Genomic DNA, 20582 nt, shown 5'->3' on the forward strand with positions numbered 1-20582 from the left:
AATTTTTGGTTTGACTTCATACAAAGACATAAAAATCAGTGATTTCACTTATGATCTGCCCGATGAACGGATTGCAAAATACCCGTTAAAGGAGCGCGACAAGTCGAAATTACTTACCTGGAAAGATGGCAAAACAGGAGAAGATATCTTTGAAAACTGCATCTCCTATCTTCCTGACAATGCACAACTTGTATTTAACAACACCCGTGTTATTCACGCCCGTTTATTCTTTTTCAAGGAAACCGGGGCCAAAATTGAGATCTTCTGCCTGGAGCCGGTTGAACCCGGTGATCACCAGCTCGCTTTTCAGCAAACCGAAGAAGTAACCTGGAAATGCATGGTGGGAAATTCAAAAAAATGGAAAGAAGGATTTCTAACACATACGTTTGAACTGGAAGGCAAAACAATCAACCTGACTGCCGCAAAAATTGCACAGGAGGAAAACACTTTTCACATTCGGTTTATCTGGAACGGCGGCGTTCATTTTTCAGAGATCATTGAGCACATCGGGCAATTGCCGATTCCGCCTTATTTGAACCGCGAAACGGAAGATTCGGACGAAGAAACCTATCAAACCGTTTATGCCAAAATCGATGGTTCGGTGGCTGCACCAACTGCCGGACTGCACTTTACCGAAAATGTTTTTGAGAACCTCCGCAAAAAGAATATCCAAACCCGTGAAGTGACCCTTCATGTGGGAGCCGGTACTTTTCAGCCTGTAAAATCGGAAACCATCGACGGGCACACCATGCACCACGAACAGGTTGAAATTCCGATCGAAATTCTGAGAGCTTTTCTGGAGGACACAAGCAACATCATTGCGGTGGGAACCACATCGGTGCGCTCAGTTGAAAGTTTATACTGGATTGGATTGCAGCTCGAAGAAAAGCGCTTCGATCCCTTTCGTCCCGAGGTAAAACAATGGGAACCTTACGAAAATAAAGCCAGCATCAGCGTTGAAAAAGCACTGCAAAACATCATCTATTTTCTGGCAGAAAACAACGAAAAAGCCATTCGTTTTTCCACCCAGATCATTATTCTGCCGGGTTACAACTTTAAATTGATCAGCGGCATGTTTACCAATTTTCACCAACCACAAAGTACGCTGCTTTTACTGATCAGTGCATTTTTAGGTGATGACTGGAAAAAGGTATACAAATACGCACTGGCGAATAATTTTCGTTTCCTGAGTTACGGAGACAGTAATTTGTACCTGAAACACAAATAAATAAACACAAGCCAACCTCTTTATTAAGTTTAGGTTTTGGTTTTACCTTCGACTAAAATTCATTGAAAACATTCAGAAATAATTAGTTAGGTTTGCAAGCCCTTTTTGTGGGGTATAATGGAAAAATGGATTAGAATATGATTACAGTATCGAATTTAAGTATTCAATTTGGAAAGCGAGTGTTGTTTCAGGATGTTAACCTGAAGTTCACACCCGGAAACTGCTACGGAGTTATTGGCGCCAATGGTGCGGGAAAGTCAACTTTTCTGAAAGCCATTTCAGGAGACATAGATGCCACCTCCGGTTCAGTTACTCTGGGATCAGGAGAGCGGCTTTCGGTGTTACGCCAGGATCACTTCGCATTTGATGATTTTACTGTGCTCGATACTGTTATGAAAGGGCACTCCGAGTTGTGGGACCTGATGCAGGAAAAAAACGAGCTCTACAACAAACCTGATTTTTCGGAAGAAGACGGCATTAAAGCGGCCGAAATGGAAGAAAAATTTGGCGACATGGGTGGATGGAACGCAGAAAACGATGCCGCGACCCTGCTCAGCAACCTGGGGATAAAAGAAGAATTTCATTACACCCTGATGAAAGACATGAGCGGTAATCAGAAAGTGAGAGTGCTGCTGGCACAAGCGCTTTTTGGTAATCCCGACAACCTCTTGCTCGATGAGCCGACCAACGACCTCGACCTTGAAACCGTTGTTTGGTTGGAAAACTACCTGTCGAATTACGAAAACACCGTTTTGGTAGTTTCCCACGACCGACATTTCCTTGATGCCATCAGTACCCACACCATCGATATCGACTTCGGAGCCATAAAACTGTTTGCCGGAAACTATACGTTCTGGTACGAAAGTAGCCAGCTTGCCCTAAGGCAACAGGCGGCTCAAAACAAGAAAGCCGAGGAGAAGAAAAAAGAATTACAGGAATTTATTGCACGATTCAGTGCCAACGTGGCCAAGTCGAAACAAACGACCAGCCGTAAAAAAATGCTGGAAAAACTTAATGTGGATGAAATTCAACCTTCAACCCGTAAGTATCCCGGTATTATTTTCAGACCCGAGCGCGAAGCCGGCGACCGTATTCTGGATGTTGAAAACCTGAGCGCAAGTGTTGACGGAACTACCTTGTTTAAAGATGTTACTTTCTCTACTCAGAAAAATGAAAAAATCATTTTCCTTTCGCGCGACCACCGTGCAATGACTGCCCTTTTTGAGATCATCAACGGACATCGTAATGCCGATTCAGGAACATTCCAGTGGGGACAAACCATTACTACTGCTTATTTGCCTATCGATAACTCAGAGTTTTTCCAGGGCGACATGACCCTGTTCGACTGGCTGTGTCAGTTTACCAACGATACCACTGAGATTTACATTCGCGGATACCTTGGAAAGATGCTGTTTTCGGGAGAAGAAATTTACAAGAAAGTAAGTGTACTGTCGGGAGGCGAAAAAATGCGTTGCATGATCGCCAAAATGATGTTACTCGATGCCAACGCATTGATACTGGATACACCGACCAACCACCTCGACCTCGAATCGATCCAGGCCTTCAACAACAACCTGGTTAAATTCCCGGGGAATATTTTCATGTCGTCGCACGACCACACTTTTATTTCATCGGTTTGCGACCGCGTGATCGAACTTACACCCAACGGAATCATCGACAAGCTGATGAATTACGACGATTACATCACCGACGAAAAGATCAGGGATCAACGTGCTAAAATGTACAACACTTAATGGACGGCAGGCAACGTAAAAATATCCAGCCAGGAATGCTGGTCGAAATAGTTTTAAAAAAAGACCAGCGCACCGGGGAATTGACCGAAGGATTTGTAAAACGAATTCTTACCAAATCTCCGAATCATCCACATGGCATTAAAGTGATGCTGGATGACGGACAAGTGGGACGCGTTAAAAATATTATAGAAGAGAGCTAAGAGCTATCAGCTTCGAGCCACGAGTCAGGTAATAATAAATGATGATTCTCCGTCGACCTGTGCTTTCGGTCAAGGAACAAACTCTGAACTTCGAACGAAGAGTCATCGGTCATTAGTCATCAGAGAATTAAACTGGAAACTGTGACTGGAAACTTGCTTCTAAAAATCTGAAAGCATTCAATACGCTCATTTCGCTGAACGTACGAGCTATTCTCTGTCCGGAAAAAAGGATGGCATCCGTCTGAGTCGATTCAGAAACGGATGCCATCCTTTTTTTTATACAGACAAACTGAAGTACCAGCTGTCAGCTAAAAGTCATCGGTCATTAGCCTCCGAAAAATAAACTGAAAACTGTGACTGATAAATTGCTTCTAAAAATCCGAAAAGCATTCAATACGCTCATTTCGCTGAACCCTGAACTCTGAACGTACGAGCTATTCCCGGTTGCCATAAAAACGATCCAAAATAGAACCGTCGTTTGCTTCTTTCGATAGTGATTCGATCGTATTTTTCGGAACATCGTACACATCCAGCACAATTAGTCCGTCGAGGCAATTGTTGAATTTCGGATCTACATTAAAACCGATGATCTTGGCATTCAGTTTAATGTATTTTTTGAGCAAAACTGGTAAGCCCGAATTCAGCTCATCCACATCGCCAATGGTTTTGTCGAGCCGGTCGATGCTGTCCATGTTTTCCATCAGCAGGTTAAGATCGGTATTGTCGCTCGTGAAAGTATAGCTGTTTCGGGAGCGGACATATTTTGCCAGTTGCCAGTTCAAATGATTTCGCAGAATATAACGAACAATCATATCTTTCGAAACCTTTGAATAGTTATTGCTGATACTCACCGGTCCGATCAGATAACGATACTCCGGATTTTTCAGCAGGAAGTACAAAATTCCCTTCCACAGCAAAAACAGCGGCATTGGTTTTCGCTGGTATTCCTTGATTACAAACGAACGCCCGAGTTCTAGACTTTCTTCCAAAACCGGCTTCAGTTTGTCATCGAGGCGAAACAATGTTTGCAGGTAAAATCCCCGCTTCCCGTACTGCTCCATTATATCTCTTCCCTGCCCGATACGATAAGCGCCAACAATTCGTTCTTCTTCTTCGTCCCAGATAAACATTTGATTGTAGTACAAATCAAACTCATCGATATCGATGCTGAGATTCGTTCCCTCCCCCACTTCGCGAAACGTAATCTCGCGCAGGCGTCCAATCTCGTTCAGAATATTCGGGATCAACTTCGTAGGGACACAGTACGAAATATAGTTTTTAAGTTTAAACAGGGTATATTCCGATTTGATCGACTGAATCTCTTTCATGATCACGTCTCTTGGAACCGGATCGATAATCGGCTGCGGTTTTACCTCGGGTTTTAGCGAGTAATTAAAAAAGCGCCGCACTTCAATATCCGACTCCATACTGTAGGTTTTTGCACGAAGGAAACGGCCAAACTGGTAAATGTCGCGAAAATGATTCTGTTCGGTTACCGAAATCGCGCTTCCGATCCTCACCTTAATGTTCTTGTGCCGTTTGCTCAGCAATTCAGAAGAAAGCCTTGCATGTTTCAACGACGGGTGAATTTTTGCAACAAAATGAAGAAAGCGGCTATTGGTGCCCTGGAACAAAACCGGTACTACCGGAACCTGCGCCTCCTTTATAAACTTAACCACCGGAATCTGCCAAACGGTATCGGTTACTCCGGCAAACGAATCTTTCACGCTGGCATCAATCGCCGGAAACAAACACAACACCCCGTTATTTTTCAAATGGGTATCCGCTTCTTGCCAACCGGCCATATTTTCCTCTTTCCTTTCAAAAGGATTTTCAGATAAAAAATACTCCGAAACCGGTTCAATCTTTTTCAACAGGAAACTCGACAACACTTTTACATCGCTCCGCACCATCGAAAGATACTTGATCAGCAGCAAGCCATCGAATCCTCCCAGCGGGTGATTGGCCACAACTACCAGCGGGCCTTCTTTCGGAATCTTTTTCAATTCATTTTCATCAAAGACCATGTTAATTTCCAACGTTTTTATCAACTCGTCAATAAAACCAACTCCTTGCTTTTGTGCAATTTGACGGTACATTTTATTGAGTTTGTTAAAACGAAGAATATACATGAGAAATTTAGCGAAATAATCTCCGCTGGCCAGAATGGCAGGACGATCACTAAACAGATCTTTCGGATTTTGTAAGTCCATTTTTTGTTGCTAACGGTATAAAAACCACAAGTAGTTCACTTACAAAAATAGGATGTTTTTTGATTTTTCATTTTGGATACCTGTTTTTTTACCGCGGCAACACTGCCTTTTCATCATTCATCAGATAAACAACACGATAGTACAATCGAGTGCTTTTTTTTGATCATATTTGCCCTCGATTTGTTATAAGTGGAGAAAAACAAGAAACATTGGAAAATAAAACAGATACAAGCCTTTGGCTTCCCACATCGAAAAAAGAAGTACAGCAGCTGGGATGGAATGGAATTGATGTGATCCTTTTTACGGGCGATGCCTACATCGATCATCCGTCGTTTGGCGCCGCCGTTATTGGAAGAGTTTTGGAGCACGAAGGATTGCGTGTGGCCATTGTACCGCAACCCAACTGGAAAGACGATCTGCGCGATTTCAAAAAGCTGGGACGACCCAACCTGTTTTTTGCAGTTACCGCCGGAAACATGGATTCGATGGTCAACCACTATACTGCGGGAAAGCGCAAACGCTCGAGCGATGCTTATACGCCCGGAGGAAGATCGGGACAGCGCCCCGACTATGCCTCGATAACCTATTGCAATATTCTGAAGAAACTTTACCCTGATGTTCCGATTATACTGGGAGGGATTGAAGCTTCGCTGCGACGCGTTACGCATTACGACTACTGGTCGGATAAACTGATGCCTTCGATTTTGGAGGACACTAAAGCCGATCTTTTGTTCTACGGGATGGGGGAAAAAACAATCGTGGAATTTGCCAAACTGGTAAAACGAGGTATTCCGGTAGAAAGTCTTACATCGATTCCGCAAACCGCCTTTATGGTCGGGGCCGATGAAGCCTACGCCACAAAAAAAGGCTGGGATGAACTGGAACTGGCTTCTCATGAAACCTGTCTGGCCGATAAGAAAGAGTATGCACGAAACTTCATGCACATCGAGGAAGAGTCGAATAAAATGGAAGCCAAAAAGCTCGTTCAGCGTGTGGGCAAACGAAAAGTAATCGTTAATCCGCCATGGCCAACCTTTAAGGAAAGTGAAATCGACCGGGTCTACGACCTGCCTTATACCCGCCTTCCTCATCCGCGTTACCACAACAAGGAAACCATTCCGGCCTACGAAATGATCCGTCATTCGATTAACATTCACCGGGGTTGTTTCGGGGGATGTACCTTTTGTACCATTTCGGCCCACCAGGGGAAATTTATTGCCAGCCGTTCCGAAAAATCCATCCTGAAAGAAGTGGAAAAGGTAACGCAAATGCCCGATTTCAAAGGTTACATATCCGATTTGGGCGGCCCCTCAGCCAACATGTACAAAATGAAAGGCATTCACGAAGAAATTTGCAAAAAGTGTAAACGCCCCTCGTGTATTTTTCCTTCGATTTGTAAAAATCTGGATACCAATCACCAACCAATGCTCGATTTGTACGCAAAGGTGCGTCAGCATCCTAAAGTCAAGAAAGCTTTTGTGGGCAGTGGCATCCGTTACGATATGATCCTCGAAAAAACCAACAACGAGGAATGGAACAAAGCCAACCGCGAATATTTGCGCGAGGTGATCAAACACCATGTTTCGGGACGTTTAAAAGTAGCGCCTGAACATTCTTCGGATGAAGTGCTGAAATTTATGCGAAAACCGTCATTCAAATTGTTTGAGGAACTCAACGAGGAGTTCAAACGCATCAATAAAGAAGAAAATTTAAACCAGCAGTTGATTCCGTATTTTATTTCGAGCCACCCCGGCAGTAAATCGGAAGACATGGCTAATCTGGCCATTCAGACAAAAAATATGGATTTCAGGCTGGAGCAGGTGCAGGATTTTACGCCCACGCCGATGACACTGGCCACCGTCGTTTATTATTCGGGCTACCACCCCTATACCATGGAAGAAATTTACACGGCCAAAAACAGTGACGCCAAGGAAAAACAACGCCAGTTCTTTTTCTGGTACAAAAAAGAATTCAAAAACAAGATCATTAACGACTTAAAAGCTAAAGGGCGTGAGGATCTTGTAAAAAAACTGTTCAAAAAATAACACACTTTAAAACACAAAAAAATGATCCGAAAAAAACTTTTACCGCTGTTACTGATTTTGTTGACAAGCTGTGCCGAATTGACCCAACTGGCCCAGCAAACCCTCGATGCAAACGCTCCGCTAACTCAAAATGAAATAGTAGCCGGACTAAAAGAAGCCCTGGTTACCGGCACCAATAAATCGGCTCAGTTGCTGGGGAAAACCGACGGCTACTACAAAGACGAGCTGGTAAAAATCATGCTTCCCCCCGAAGCCAATGTAATTGTCGACAACCTGAACAAAATTCCGGGAGGAGATAAACTGGTGGAAGACGTTCTGCTGACCATTAACCGCGCTGCGGAAGATGCAGCCAAAGAAGCCGCTCCCATTTTTGTGAACAGCATTAAAAGCATGACCATTTCTGATGCCGTGGGCATTTTAAAAGGACAAGACAATGCCGCTACGCAATACCTCCACAAAACGACTTACGACCAGCTTTTTGCACTTTACCAACCCAAAATTAAAAGTTCGGTAGAAAAAGAATTGGTGGGCGGACTTTCCACAAAAGAAAGTTGGGATAGCCTGACCAGAAAATGGAACACCCTTGCCAACAGTGTAGCCGGTAAAATTGCCGGATTAAAACCGGTTAACACCGAGTTGGAAGACTACCTGACCACAAAAGCACTCGACGGCCTTTTCCTAAAAATTGCAGGAGAAGAAAAACTGATTCGGGAAGATCCGGCGGCACGGGTTACCAGCCTGTTGAAACGCGTGTTCGGTTCGGTTGATGCATAAACGATCGTTTCTTTTTATTTTGTTCGACATATTTAATTGAGTTTTACATGAATAATTCTTAAATTAAATATGCCTTTCGCAGTGAAGGTTCAAAAAAGCAAAGGCTGGTATAAACTTAAAACATAAACGCCATGCGACTCGAATTTTGCAAAGTGGAAGAAGCCAACGGCTTGTTAAATCAGCTTATTGAACATCATCCCCATGCTATTTTCCTGACCGATCATGATTTCAGGGTGAAGTATTACAACAAATCGTTCCAGGTACTTACCGAAAGTAGCAAGGGCGACATTCTTGATCATGAATTTTGTGAGATTATGGGATGCACGCAGCGTGAAAAAATGCTGGACAGGAAAGAAGATCTGTGCAGTCATTGCCAGTTACGCGATCTGCTTTCGGGCTCCAACCTTTCGGAAGTGGAACTGATTCGCGATTTTGTAATTAAAAACCAGGTAAAAACCAAGCATCTGCACATCGATGCACATCGGGTGGTGATGGACGGACACAAATACCGCCTGATGGTGATTGACGACCGGACAGTAAAAAACAAGATTGACTGAAGTATATCTCCGGATCAAAACTCCGGAATTTTTGAATCTTCAAATCATACCTTTCCCCTAAATTTGATAGCTTTACAGGCGTTTCGAAATAGCTTCGAATAAATAACCTGATACAACAAATCTTATGATTAAGAAAATTGCACTGCTGACTATTCCAGTAATTACCTTGTTTTCCTGCCAACCTACGCAATCGCCACCAGAAAAAGAAAATACACCCGCACCCGACCTTGCAAAATACGTCAACCCGATGGTCGGCACCAAAAATATGGGACATACCTATCCCGGTGTTACCACGCCATTTGGCGGCGTGCAGCTCAGTCCTGACACGAATGAGGAACCTTATTCAATCGACGGCCAGTACAATGGAGAAGCTTACCGCTATTGCTCGGGCTATCAATACGACGATAATACAATTTTTGGATTCAGCCATACACATTTTAGCGGCGTCGGTCATTCCGATCTGGGCGATTTTCTGGTGATGCCGACCACCGGTCAGCTGAACCTCGAGCCCGGAAAAGCCGTTGAACCGGGAAGTGGTTATCACTCGCAATTTTCGCACGACACTGAAACTGCCGAGCCGGGTTATTACAAGGTTTACCTCGACGATTATAATATTGAAGCAGAATTAACCGCCAGCGACCGCGTGGGATTTCATCAATATACTTTTGAAAAACCGGGTGATGCACACATTCTGCTCGATCTTGTGTACAACATCTACAATTATCCCGAGAAAAATGTGTGGACCTTTATCCGCGTTGAAAATGATTCGCTGGTAACCGGATTCAGGCAAACAAAAGGCTGGGCCCGCAACCGCAAAGTTTATTTTGCCATGGCTTTCTCAAAGCCTTTTGAAAGTTACGGGCACAAAAAATACGATCCGGCCAGCTACAACGGATTTTACCGCCGCTTTAAAGAGGATGAAAACTTCCCCGAAATGGCCGGCAGAAATATTCGTGCCTACTTCAATTTCGATGCAAAACAGGATGAAAAAATCAAGATAAAATTTGCGCTTTCATCTGTAAGCACTGAAGGTGCCCTGAAAAATATGGCTGCCGAAATACCCGGATGGAATTTTGAAGCAGTAAAAACGGAAGCACGCCAAAAGTGGAATGAAGAATTGGCAAAAGTGAAAGTGGAGACTTCTACTGAGGAAGAAATGTATTCCTTTTACACCGCGCTTTACCACTCGAAACTCAGCCCGATTATTTACGAAGATGTGGACGGACAATACCTCGGCCTCGATCAGAATATCCATGAAAGCAATGGTTTTACCAACTACACCATCTTCTCGCTCTGGGATACTTACCGGGCGCTGCATCCGCTGTTTAACATCCTCGATCCGCAACGTAACAGCGACATGGTAAAATCGATGCTGGCCCACCAGGAACAAAGTGTTCATCACATGCTCCCGATCTGGAGCCATTATGCCAACGAAAACTGGTGTATGATCGGCTACCATTCGGTTTCGGTAATTGCCGATGCTTTTGCCAAAGGAACCACCGACGCCGATCTCGAAAAAGCGCTCGATGCCTGCATCAGCACTTCAAAAGTGGCGTACTTTAATGGAATTGGTGAGTACATGGAGGAAGGTTATGTTTCTGAAGAAGGTAGTCCGTATTCGGTTTCACTTACGCTCGAGTATGCCTACAACGACTGGTGCATTGCACAGCTTGCCAAAAAACTCGGAAAAACCGATGTTTATGACGAATACATAAAACGTTCGGAATCGTACAGAAATGTATATGACAGCCAGATCGGTTTTATGCGGCCCAAACACCGCGACGGAAGCTGGCGAGAAGAATTTGACCCAATGGACACCGAAGGCCAGGGTTTTATTGAAGGCAATGCGTGGAACTACGGTTTATATGTTCCGCAAGAGATTGACACCATGGTGGCAATGATGGGCGGGAAAGACAAATTTGCAGCTCAACTTGATGAGCTTTTTACTACCGAGGTAGCCGATAAATACATTGAAAAGAACGAAGACATTACCCGCGATGGAATGATCGGAAATTATGTACACGGTAACGAGCCCGGACATCACATTCCGTATTTGTACAACTGGACCAACCAGCCCTGGAAAACACAGGAGCGGGTACGGATGATCCTGGATACCATGTACAAAAACAAGGAGGACGGACTTTGCGGAAACGACGATGCCGGACAAATGAGTGCCTGGTACATCTTTAGTTCGCTGGGCTTTTATCCAGTACTTCCAGGTTCAGACGAATACGCTTTGGGAAGCCCCATGGTTAAATCGGCAACACTCAAGCTTGACAACGGAAAGATTCTAAAAATTGAAGCCATAAATCAAAGCCCGGGAAATGTATATGTTGAAAAAGTAGAGTTGAATGGTCAGCTTTTAAACTCCCTTTCGATCAAACATAGCGATATTGTGAATGGAGGCGACTTGAAGTTTTACATGAGCGACAAACCAAAGATCTAAAAGATACTTAACATACTTTAAAAGCGGCTTCACCTAAAAATGGAGCCGTTTTTTTCTGAAAGTCAACTTTTAAAAATATCCAATTCTCAATTTTGAATGTAAAATATCCAACAAAATCCGGAAAATTGGAATTTGGGAATTCTACATTGGATGTTCTGGATAAGAGTAACCATCTTCACTTTCATTCCTGTTGGTGATTCCCCGGAATCATGATTTTTTTATGACGTGTACAACCTCCCCTGCCAGGTATTTCGCTCAGCAAGGCGTTTTTCAACTTTGGCTACAAATTCAAAGTTTTTAAGCCCCCACTTGGGTGCGATCAGCATGTCGGGCGGCGCCTGGCTGATAAAGCGCTCTACAATAATTTTCGGATTCAGCAACTCGAGGTAATCCACCACCAGTTCGATGTATTCTTCTGCAGTGTAAAGCTTAAACTGTCCGGGGTTTTCGTTGTATTGCCGTTCCAGAATAGTACCGCGATGAATTTGAAGCTGATGTAACTTCAGGTTTTTTACCGGCAATTCTGAGACGGTTCGCGCCTGATCAAGCAGTTCATCGCGGCTTTCGCCCGGAAGTCCCAGAATCATGTGTGCACAGTTGTTAATTCCCCGCTTGGCGGTTTCTTCCAGCGCCCATACCGATTCAGAAAAACTATGTCCACGATTGATGCTTTCCAAAGTACGGTCGAGATGCGATTCCAGTCCAAGCTCAACCATTACGTATACTTTCCTGCTCAATTCGGCCAAATAATCCAGCAACTCAGGATAAACCGCATCGGGCCGGGTTGAAATGACCAGACCCACAATTTTCGGGTGCTCCAGCGCCTCTTCATACAAACGTTTTAAATCGTCGAGTGGCGCATAAGTGTTAGTGTAGGCCTGGAAATAGGCCAAAAACTTCATGGCCTCGTATTTCTGTGCAAAGAAATCGATTCCTTTCTGCACCTGGCTGCTTACGCTGTTTTCCAGATTGCAATAGGTAGGCTTAAAGGTTTTGTTGTTGCAATACGTGCATCCGCCCAACCCTTTTGAGCCATCACGATTGGGACAGGTAAATCCGGCATCGATCGATACCTTCTGCACCCGCTCCGAAAAAAGCATTCTGAAATATGTAGGAAAATCGTTGTACCGGCGCCCGTGCCCCCAACTATAAACTGTTTCACCCATTGGCAGTTGATTGATGCCGCAAAAGTAGATAAAATTTGGGAGGAGCCTCCACAAGAGAAAAACTTATCAACAGCTCTTGAAAACTTTAAACCATTCTTCTCCCAATTCCGTTTTGTTTCAAAATTCTTATGCCTATTTTTATTTTAAGTTAATTGAAGGATTATGTTTTCAGAAAAGGATAAACAACAGATCAGGCAACGTGGGAGTGAATTACATACCGTTCTGACACAAATCGAAAATTTCAAAAAAGGCTTTCCCTTTCTTCCTATCAGGGAAGCAGCTTCTGTCGGCAACGGCATCATACAGCTGACTCCGGAAAACCTGGCAAAACGAATCGAATTATACGACGAGAAAGTAGCCAAAGGTATCAAACCCTTAAAATTTGTACCTGCGTCGGGAGCTGCCAGCCGCATGTTCAAAGCGCTTTTCGAAGGTTTGGAAGCGTTTGAAACAGCATCGGAAGAAGAAGTAACAGCCAACAACAAAGACGTAAAGCAATACCTCGAAGAACTGGATAAATTTGCTTTTGCCGATGAATTAAAAGAAGCGATTGAAGCTGACGGAGCAGCATTAAACGCCAAAACAAAAGTGGAGTACCTGCTCTCGGACAAGGGGCTTGATTACGGATCAAAACCCAAAGGGCTGCTGAAATTTCACTCGTACGAATCAGGAGCCAGAACACCGTTTGAAGAACATTTGGTGGAAGGTGCAAAATATGCCTGCGATGCAACAGGCAAGGTAAAAATACATTTTACGGTTTCGCCCGAACATCAGGAAGGATTTGAAACACTGCTGAACAATGTAAAAGAAAAGTACGAAGAAGAACTCGGAGTAAGGTTTGACATTAGTTTCAGTCAGCAAAAACCGGCTACCGATACCATTGCCGTTGATTTAAAAAACGAACCGTTCCTGAATCCGGATGGCAGTTTACTTTTCCGGCCGGCGGGACACGGAGCGCTGATCGAAAACCTGAACGATCTCGACGCAGATGTCATTTTCATCAAAAACATCGACAATGTGGTGCCCGACCGCTTAAAACAGGCAACGATCGACTACAAAAAAGCGCTGGCAGGTGTACTGTTAAAACATCAGCAAAAACTGTTTATCTACCAAAAAGAGCTAAACGAAAAACACCCGGTAGCCTTACAAAGTGGCTTCCTGGCAGAAGTCGCCAATTTTTTGGAGAACACGCTGAACACCAAGCCGGAGACCAATCATTACTACACCGAAAAAGACGAGTTATACCATTACCTGAAAGAAAAACTAAATCGTCCGTTGCGCGTGTGCGGAATGGTACGCAACCAAGGTGAACCCGGAGGAGGGCCATTCTGGGCCATGAACCCCGACGGAACCGTTTCGCTGCAGGTGGTGGAGAGTTCGCAGATCGATCCCGATAGTGTACAGCAACAAAGCATTGCCAAAAATGCCACACACTTTAATCCGGTTGATTTGGTTTGTGCGGTTAAAGATTACAAAGGCGAAAAGTACGATCTCAGAAACTATACTGATCCGGAAACCGGTTTTATTTCAAAAAAATCGAAAGACGGAAAAGAACTGAAAGCGCAAGAGCTTCCGGGACTTTGGAACGGCGCCATGAGCAATTGGAACACGCTGTTTGTTGAAGTACCGATTGAAACATTTAACCCCGTAAAAACAGTGAACGATTTGTTGCGCGAACAACATCTTTAATACTGTTTTTGTGTTTACGGCTTAATTATTAATTTCGCGAACTCATTTGGAGCAATGAACGAGGAAAGAGATAATTACAGGGAAGAGGATATGAGCGAAGCTGTTCAGCAGTTTAAAAGCTCACTTATTTCCGGAAGAAAAAAATATTTTGATGTTGCTGAATTCGAAGGAATTGCAGAGGTTCTAATGGAAGAAGGTGACCTCAATTCATCAGAAATAGCGATACAGCAAGGCATTCAGATCCATCCGAATGCCATTCCGCTTCAGCTAAAATATGCACAAATACTGATTAGCAAAGGAAAATACAACCTGGCTCACCAGTACCTCGACTTTGCAGAACGGGTCGAAACCCAAAATCCGGACGTTCACCTGTTGAAAGGATCAGCGTGGTTGATCACCGGCAATGAAATCAGGGCTCAGAAATCGTTCAAAAAAGCCGTAAAATTTGCTGATGGCGAAGAAGATGAGATTTTGTATCACATTGGATCGGCTTATGTTCAGATCGGCGAAATGAAAAAAGCGGTTTCTTATTTTGAAGAAGCGCTGGAATACAATCCAAACAACGAAATGGTTTTGTACGACCTTGCTTTTTTCTGTGATCAGATGGGCGATTACGACCGCAGTATTGAATTCTACAATCGTTTTATCGATAACGATACCTACAATTACACGGCCTGGTTTAACCTTGGGATTGTGTTCAATAAAGCCGACATGCACGATAAGGCAATCGAAGCTTATGAGTATGCTCTGGCGATCAACGAGAGTTTCAACATGGCACTTTTCAATATCGGAAATGCACTGGCCAACGCCAATCGCTTTGAAGAGGCCATTGAAAAATACCACGAATACCTTGAGCTGGAGCCCGATAACGACGATGCCTATTGCTATATTGGCGAATGCTGGCTGAACCTCGACAATAGTCAGAAATCGGAGTATTATTACCAGAAAGCCGTGAATATGAACCCCGAAAACGATACTGCGTGGTTTGGGATCGGGTTGATTATGTGGATCGAGCAAAAGTTTGACGAAGCTATCGTCTTTATTCGGAAAGCCATCAAACTCGATAAAGACAACTCAGAATACTGGCTCACGCTGGGCAAGGTTTACACCGACGCAAAAAAAGTTCCGGAAGCCGTGAAAGCCTTTAAACAAGGGGCAAAGATCGATTCGGAAAATTCTGAGATCTGGTTAACATGGGCCGAACTTTACCGGAAAGAGGGCGAAAAAGAACAGTCGATCGAGGTAATTAAGAAAGCCATCGCAAAAAACGACGACTCCATGCTGAAATACCGGTTGGTAGCCTTATTGCTCGAAGATAAAAACCAAAAAGAAGCTTTTTCCTGGTTAAAGGTTGCCATGAAGCAGGATTTTGGCAACATCAACTATCTCTTCGACATTTATCCGAAATCGTTAAAAAGCAAACGACTGAAAAAAGTAGTCGACGAATTCAGAAAGGGAGAAAAATAGCCGCTTCCCCTTTCCATATACCCTATATTTTGTATTTTGGCACCTCATTTAAATTGTGCATTGAATACGGATTATTCATTGTTGAATAGTGAAATACCAATGTTCAATTTCCAATAATCATGTTTTAAAATGAACAGAACAGCAAAAGATTACTTCCTTTTAGTGCTCAAGGGAATGGGCATGGGCGCAGCAGATGTGGTACCGGGTGTTTCGGGCGGAACCATTGCTTTTATTTCCGGAATTTACGAAGAATTGATCAACTCGATAAAATCAATCAACCTGAAAGCAGTGAAACTGTTTTTTACCGGCAAGTTCGCCGAATTCTGGAAAGCCATAAACGGCACCTTCCTTTTGAGTGTGGTTGCCGGAATCGGGATCAGCGTTTTTTCGCTGGCAAAAGGGCTCGAGTTTTTACTCACCCACTACCCGATTTTGGTGTGGTCGTTCTTTTTTGGATTGATTGTAGCTTCTGCCATTTATGTAGCCCGCTCGATTAAAACGTGGAATGCCGGAACCATTATTTCAGGGTTGATCGGGATTGCAATTGCCTATGCCATTACCGTTATCAGCCCGGCCGAAGCCAACACCGCTTACTGGTTTGTTTTTATCTCGGGAATGATCGCTATTTGCGCCATGATCCTCCCTGGAATTTCAGGTAGCTTTATCCTGGTACTACTCGGCATGTACAAATTTATTTTGGGGGCGGTTGGCGATATGAACATTGCCGTGATCTTTACGTTTCTGGTAGGTGCAGCCATCGGCATTATCTCGTTCTCCAACGTTCTTTCATGGCTACTCAAAAAATACCACAACCTGACAATTGCGATGCTGGCAGGTTTTATGGTGGGTTCGCTGAACAAGGTTTGGCCGTGGAAAGAAGTGACAGAAACCATTATCGACCGTCATGGAGAACTAAAACCGATTGCTGAAAGAAATATCCTTCCGGGAACCTACGAACAGATTACCGGGCACGAAGCATGGATGCTGGGAGCCTTTGCACTGGTGATCGTTGGTTTTGTGCTGATATTTGTAGTGGAAGGAATCGGAAAAAAACTTTCGAAGTAAGCAGTTGCAGTTTTCAGTTTGACAGTTTTGATCCTGAAAAATATTAATAACCAATATTCAATGCTCAATCAATGAATATCCAACATTCAGATCAAACTCGTTTTTTATGTTGGACATTGATAAATGAATATTCTGAATTGGAAATTAAAAAGTAAGAACATGAAGAAATACGGATTACTAGGATACCCACTTACCCATTCATTTTCAAAACGTTTTTTTACAGAAAAGTTTGAAACCGAAAAGATCGATTCTACTTACGATAATTTTGAGATCGACAGCATTACCAAATTTCCGGAAGTGGTAAAAAACAATCCGGAAGTGATTGGTTTCAATGTAACCATTCCCTACAAGGAACAGGTAATTCCCTATCTCGATGATTTGAACGACGCAGCCCGCGAAATTGGCGCCGTTAACACCATCAAAGTAACAAGAAGCGGCGATTCGGTGCACCTGAAAGGCTTTAATACCGACACGTACGGATTCGAATCTTCATTATCGCCCTTGCTGAAAGAACACCATAAAAAAGCGCTGATCCTGGGCACTGGTGGAGCTTCCAAAGCTTTAAAATATGTGCTGAATAAACTGGGTATAGAATATATTTCCGCCTCTATCGAGGAATTGAAAGAAAATGAAATCCGTTACGATGACATCGACGAAAGAATGATGCAGGAACGTTTACTCATCATTAACGCCACTCCGCTGGGCACCTACCCGAAAGTGGATACTTTCCCCAGCATTCCTTACGAATTCATCACCGATAAACACCTTCTTTTCGACCTGGTTTATAATCCGGAAGTAACGCAGTTTATGGCCAAAGGAAAGGAAAAAGGCGCGACGGTGAAAAACGGGTACGATATGTTACTCGGGCAGGCCCGCCGTTCATACCAAATCTGGAACACGGAAGATTAGTGTGCAGTCACAGTATACAGTCACAGTGTGTAAAAACTAAATTTTCAAAAAGCTCGCGGCTCATAGCTCATAGCACGTAGCTCAAAAAAATGGAAAAGAAAAAGATATTATTTGTTTGCCTTGGGAATATTTGCCGGTCGCCCAGTGCCGAGGCAGTTTTCAATGGCCTTATCAAACGCGAAGGTTTGACTGCTGAATTCGAAGTGGATTCGGCCGGTACCTCGGGCTGGCATGCAGGTGAGCCTGCCGACCAAAGAATGCAGTCGCATGCCATAAAACGCGGTTTTAACCTAACCAGCCTTAGCCGCAAGTTTGATCCACGAACCGATTTCGACTATTTCGATATGATTATTGGAATGGACGACAGCAACGTGGAAAACCTGAAACGAATGGCCAATGGGACTGCCGACCTGAGTAAAATCTACAAAATGACAGACTTTAGCAAAGCCTTTGATTACGACGAAGTACCCGATCCGTATTACGGTGGCGCCGATGGTTTTGAGCTGGTTTTGGATTTACTGGAAGATTCTTGCGAAGGATTGCTGGCACACATAAAAAAGAATGAGATCTAGGCATAAAGCTTAGATCTCATTGTCTATAGGCTGTCAATTAAAATATTCTAGCTATTCGAAATGGTAGAGAAAATTTACCAAAGCATCGTAAGCCGGCTTTTTTTCTCCTTCAATGTCCACCACTATTTGCACCTGGATACGGGCAATTCCCCTTAGGTTTTTAATATCGTTTAGCGAAACTGTCGCCCGAATGCGATCATTCACCTTCACAGGCGCCTGAAAACGAAGACTCTCGATGCCGTAATTCACAATCATTTTTACGTTACGAACATCCACTACATTATACCACAAATACGTTAACATCGACAACGACAGATAACCGTGTGCAATGGTACTTCCAAATGGTGATTCTTTGGCTGCACGTTCCGGATCAGTATGAATCCACTGGTGATCCATGGTAGCATCTGCAAATTTATCGATTTGCTCCTGTGTAATCTGAACATAGTCTGATACCCCGATCACCTGACCGAGGAGGGCTTCAAATTCTTCGTAGTTGTTGATGATTCTTTTTGCCATATCTGTAATTTGAGCTGCCAATTTAAATTTTTTTAAAAGCGTAAGAAAAGATTTACCTCACGAATCCACACATTTTAAAATCACGCCCTCTCATTTTATAGAATATTTTTACTCCATGTTCTAATTTTAAACATAAACCCAATTATTCTGTTAATTTTCTAATCTTTGCGCTTCATAAAATTATATGAGAAATATTATAAAAAGCACCACATTTCTGGCGATTCTGGCGTGCTGGCTTTGGTCAACAGCTTTTGTCGGTGTTAAAATCGGGCTTACCTATCATACTCCGCTACAGTTTGCCGGCGTACGTTTTTTTATCTCCGGAATACTCATCTTTCTGTATTTCGGCAAACCTGCAAGGTATTTCGCGGAATTGAAAGCAAACCTGAAATTCATTCTCAAGCTTTCGCTGGTGCAAACCTTTATTCAGTATTCGCTTTTTTACAGCGGTCTGAACCTGGTCCCCAGTTCACTTGCTGCCATGATAATTGGCTCGCAACCCATGTTCATTGCACTGGTTGCACACTTTTCGTTTCATAACGATAAAATGACGCCTTTGAAAACAGGCAGTATTTTGATAGGAGTAGCAGGGATTGCAGTGATTACACTTGGCCGATCGGGCGTGGAAATGAAAGGAAGTCTTGAATACCTGGGAATTGCCTTGCTGCTGGTCAACAACATGGTAGCGGGCTATTCCAACGTCATGGTTGCCAAACATTCACAGGGCATATCGCCGGCCGTAATAAGCTCCACTTCATTAATGATTGGCGGAGTACTGTTGTCGGTTGTTTCGGTGCCGGTGGAAGGCATTCATTTAGGACCGTTTCCACCCGAATACTGGTATGCACTGGCCTGGCTTAGTTTTTTATCGGCTGCCGCTTTTACCATCTGGAATTCGCTTTTAAAACGACCGGGCGTAAAAGTATCCCTTCTTAATGTCTGGAAATTCCTTATTCCTGTTTCGGGCGCGACACTCAGTTGGATAATCATGAAAAACGAAAATCCGGATACCCTTTCATTAACCGGAATGGCCATTATCGCCTTATCGTTGTTGTCGCTTAACTATGCCAACCGACGGGCACAAAAACAAAAAGCCGGCTCCTGACGAAACCGGCTTCCACGTTGTATACAATATCTTTATTCCTCCAGCATCAGCAATTCCACTGTTCTGAAATCAGTGGGTCCACTTTCAGCCTGAAGTGAAATTGTTCCCTTGGTGATGATAAGATCGCCACTATCCGGAATCAGTTTTTGCGCGTATTGATCTTTGGGATCGTATTGTGGTTTTTCGTATGAAAGCACTTCCTGTCCGTCAATTAAATGCCGTATTACATCGCCTCCGTGCACTTCCACTTCAACCGTAACCCACTGGTCGCCATGAAAAGTTTTGGAGTCCGAACTCATGCAATGTTGCTCGGTAAGAATTCCATCCATTACAATATTGGTTCCCGGTGTACAAACATTCAGTGTGGGGCGATCATCCGTTCCGTTTCCCCCCAGCAATTGCACTTCAATAGAAGTTGGAAAATCCTGATCCAGCTCCATCGATTCGGCGCTTTGTCCGTGAAGCATCAAACCATTATTGCGATAAGCCCAACCGGGGCCTCCTTTTACCTGATCGCCAACAAAACGATATTCAACCCTGAGCTTATAGTGCGAAAACTCGCCTTTGTAAAAAATATGACCAAACTTGCCATTCCACTCGTCCCAGTTATCATACGAAACGCGAAGTAATCCGTCTTCAACCCGGAAAGTATTGTTGTAATTTACACCCAGTTCTTCACCTTTAAACTTGATATCCCAGTCGTTCAGATCTTTCCCGTTAAACAACTGTATCCATTTTTCAGCCGATTTTGTCTCTTCAACCTTCTGCACTTTCGGCTTCGAGGTGCAAGCAGCAAGCACAACTGCCAATGCCACCACTGATAAAACTCCCAATTTTTTTATTGAATTCATTTTCGCTTGATTTTGTTAGATTACT

17 protein-coding genes are annotated in these 20582 nt (G+C 43.6%); 13 read left to right on the top strand and 4 right to left on the bottom strand.

Annotated features, from left to right (window positions below):
- The first annotated feature begins 10 nt into the window (after positions 1–10).
- From MR764_RS03425 to MR764_RS03435, 3 genes are all read left to right on the top strand, one after another.
- A complete protein-coding gene (locus tag MR764_RS03425; protein ID WP_247977989.1) occupies positions 11–1228 on the top strand; it encodes an S-adenosylmethionine:tRNA ribosyltransferase-isomerase in 1218 nt (405 codons plus the stop codon).
- A 137-nt stretch (positions 1229–1365) separates the two neighbouring features.
- Positions 1366–2982, top strand: a complete 1617-nt coding sequence (locus MR764_RS03430; RefSeq protein WP_247977990.1) for an ATP-binding cassette domain-containing protein — start codon at positions 1366–1368, stop codon at positions 2980–2982.
- On the top strand, positions 2982–3182 hold the full coding sequence (locus tag MR764_RS03435; RefSeq protein ID WP_247977991.1) for a YwbE family protein: 201 nt from the start codon (positions 2982–2984) through the stop codon (positions 3180–3182). The genes MR764_RS03430 and MR764_RS03435 overlap by 1 nt, the downstream gene beginning before the upstream one ends.
- 434 nt (positions 3183–3616) lie before the next feature.
- Here MR764_RS03435 and MR764_RS03440 read toward each other — a convergent pair whose 3' ends face one another.
- Entirely contained in the window at positions 3617–5395 is a 1779-nt protein-coding gene (locus MR764_RS03440; RefSeq protein ID WP_247977992.1) for a GNAT family N-acyltransferase, read from the bottom strand.
- Positions 5396–5604: 209 nt separating this feature from the next.
- Here MR764_RS03440 and MR764_RS03445 point away from each other — a divergent pair, with 209 nt between their 5' ends.
- The 4 genes from MR764_RS03445 (at position 5605) to MR764_RS03460 (ending at position 11217) form a co-directional block, all read left to right on the top strand.
- The gene (locus tag MR764_RS03445) at positions 5605–7440 is read left to right on the top strand and encodes a YgiQ family radical SAM protein (protein ID WP_247977993.1); all 1836 of its coding nucleotides are present in this window, start codon (positions 5605–5607) and stop codon (positions 7438–7440) included.
- A gap of 21 nt (positions 7441–7461) precedes the next feature.
- Positions 7462–8214, top strand: a complete 753-nt coding sequence (locus MR764_RS03450; protein WP_247977994.1) for a DUF4197 domain-containing protein — start codon at positions 7462–7464, stop codon at positions 8212–8214.
- Positions 8215–8345: 131 nt separating this feature from the next.
- Positions 8346–8771, top strand: a complete 426-nt coding sequence (locus MR764_RS03455; RefSeq protein WP_247977995.1) for a PAS domain-containing protein — start codon at positions 8346–8348, stop codon at positions 8769–8771.
- A gap of 124 nt (positions 8772–8895) precedes the next feature.
- Complete coding sequence (locus MR764_RS03460) at positions 8896–11217, top strand: GH92 family glycosyl hydrolase (protein ID WP_247977996.1); 2322 nt, start codon at positions 8896–8898, stop codon at positions 11215–11217.
- Between the two features lie 218 nt (positions 11218–11435).
- Here MR764_RS03460 and MR764_RS03465 read toward each other — a convergent pair whose 3' ends face one another.
- Complete coding sequence (locus MR764_RS03465; RefSeq protein WP_247977997.1) at positions 11436–12383, bottom strand: TIGR01212 family radical SAM protein; 948 nt, start codon at positions 12381–12383, stop codon at positions 11436–11438.
- A 162-nt stretch (positions 12384–12545) separates the two neighbouring features.
- Here MR764_RS03465 and MR764_RS03470 point away from each other — a divergent pair, with 162 nt between their 5' ends.
- The 5 genes from MR764_RS03470 (at position 12546) to MR764_RS03490 (ending at position 18085) form a co-directional block, all read left to right on the top strand.
- Complete coding sequence (locus MR764_RS03470) at positions 12546–14072, top strand: DUF4301 family protein (RefSeq protein ID WP_247977998.1); 1527 nt, start codon at positions 12546–12548, stop codon at positions 14070–14072.
- 54 nt (positions 14073–14126) lie between these two features.
- Entirely contained in the window at positions 14127–15539 is a 1413-nt protein-coding gene (locus tag MR764_RS03475) for a tetratricopeptide repeat protein (protein WP_247977999.1), read from the top strand.
- Positions 15540–15668: 129 nt separating this feature from the next.
- Positions 15669–16604: a DUF368 domain-containing protein gene (locus MR764_RS03480; RefSeq protein WP_247978000.1), complete on the top strand. Its 936-nt coding sequence runs from the start codon at positions 15669–15671 to the stop codon at positions 16602–16604.
- 159 nt (positions 16605–16763) lie between these two features.
- Positions 16764–17513: a shikimate dehydrogenase gene (locus tag MR764_RS03485; protein ID WP_247978001.1), complete on the top strand. Its 750-nt coding sequence runs from the start codon at positions 16764–16766 to the stop codon at positions 17511–17513.
- Positions 17514–17602: 89 nt separating this feature from the next.
- Positions 17603–18085, top strand: coding sequence for a low molecular weight protein-tyrosine-phosphatase (locus MR764_RS03490; RefSeq protein WP_247978002.1), 483 nt, complete (start codon positions 17603–17605; stop codon positions 18083–18085).
- 51 nt (positions 18086–18136) lie between these two features.
- Here MR764_RS03490 and MR764_RS03495 read toward each other — a convergent pair whose 3' ends face one another.
- Entirely contained in the window at positions 18137–18601 is a 465-nt protein-coding gene (locus MR764_RS03495; protein ID WP_247978003.1) for a MaoC family dehydratase, read from the bottom strand.
- Between the two features lie 184 nt (positions 18602–18785).
- Between MR764_RS03495 and MR764_RS03500 the strand changes: the two genes are divergently transcribed.
- Positions 18786–19706: a DMT family transporter gene (locus MR764_RS03500; protein WP_247978004.1), complete on the top strand. Its 921-nt coding sequence runs from the start codon at positions 18786–18788 to the stop codon at positions 19704–19706.
- A gap of 32 nt (positions 19707–19738) precedes the next feature.
- Here the strand turns inward: MR764_RS03500 and MR764_RS03505 are convergent, their stop codons facing one another.
- Positions 19739–20557, bottom strand: coding sequence for a DUF1080 domain-containing protein (locus MR764_RS03505; RefSeq protein ID WP_247978005.1), 819 nt, complete (start codon positions 20555–20557; stop codon positions 19739–19741).
- Positions 20558–20582: the final 25 nt, after the last annotated feature.

It is taken from the genome of Maribellus sp. YY47 (assembly GCF_023111095.1).
Lineage (GTDB): Bacteria > Bacteroidota > Bacteroidia > Bacteroidales > Prolixibacteraceae > Draconibacterium.

What these genes read in the sequence shown, in the direction of transcription:
- MR764_RS03455 (WP_247977995.1), top strand. Translation starts at nt 8,346, where the DNA reads ATGCGACTCGAATTTTGCAAAGTGGAAGAAGCCAACGGCTTGTTAAAT.
- MR764_RS03505 (WP_247978005.1), bottom strand. Translation starts at nt 20,557, where the DNA reads ATGAATTCAATAAAAAAATTGGGAGTTTTATCAGTGGTGGCATTGGCA.
- MR764_RS03495 (WP_247978003.1), bottom strand. Translation starts at nt 18,601, where the DNA reads ATGGCAAAAAGAATCATCAACAACTACGAAGAATTTGAAGCCCTCCTC.
- MR764_RS03440 (WP_247977992.1), bottom strand. Translation starts at nt 5,395, where the DNA reads ATGGACTTACAAAATCCGAAAGATCTGTTTAGTGATCGTCCTGCCATT.
- MR764_RS03475 (WP_247977999.1), top strand. Translation starts at nt 14,127, where the DNA reads ATGAACGAGGAAAGAGATAATTACAGGGAAGAGGATATGAGCGAAGCT.
- MR764_RS03490 (WP_247978002.1), top strand. Translation starts at nt 17,603, where the DNA reads ATGGAAAAGAAAAAGATATTATTTGTTTGCCTTGGGAATATTTGCCGG.
- MR764_RS03465 (WP_247977997.1), bottom strand. Translation starts at nt 12,383, where the DNA reads ATGGGTGAAACAGTTTATAGTTGGGGGCACGGGCGCCGGTACAACGAT.
- MR764_RS03460 (WP_247977996.1), top strand. Translation starts at nt 8,896, where the DNA reads ATGATTAAGAAAATTGCACTGCTGACTATTCCAGTAATTACCTTGTTT.
- MR764_RS03500 (WP_247978004.1), top strand. Translation starts at nt 18,786, where the DNA reads ATGAGAAATATTATAAAAAGCACCACATTTCTGGCGATTCTGGCGTGC.
- MR764_RS03480 (WP_247978000.1), top strand. Translation starts at nt 15,669, where the DNA reads ATGAACAGAACAGCAAAAGATTACTTCCTTTTAGTGCTCAAGGGAATG.
- MR764_RS03485 (WP_247978001.1), top strand. Translation starts at nt 16,764, where the DNA reads ATGAAGAAATACGGATTACTAGGATACCCACTTACCCATTCATTTTCA.
- MR764_RS03470 (WP_247977998.1), top strand. Translation starts at nt 12,546, where the DNA reads ATGTTTTCAGAAAAGGATAAACAACAGATCAGGCAACGTGGGAGTGAA.
- MR764_RS03450 (WP_247977994.1), top strand. Translation starts at nt 7,462, where the DNA reads ATGATCCGAAAAAAACTTTTACCGCTGTTACTGATTTTGTTGACAAGC.
- MR764_RS03435 (WP_247977991.1), top strand. Translation starts at nt 2,982, where the DNA reads ATGGACGGCAGGCAACGTAAAAATATCCAGCCAGGAATGCTGGTCGAA.
- MR764_RS03430 (WP_247977990.1), top strand. Translation starts at nt 1,366, where the DNA reads ATGATTACAGTATCGAATTTAAGTATTCAATTTGGAAAGCGAGTGTTG.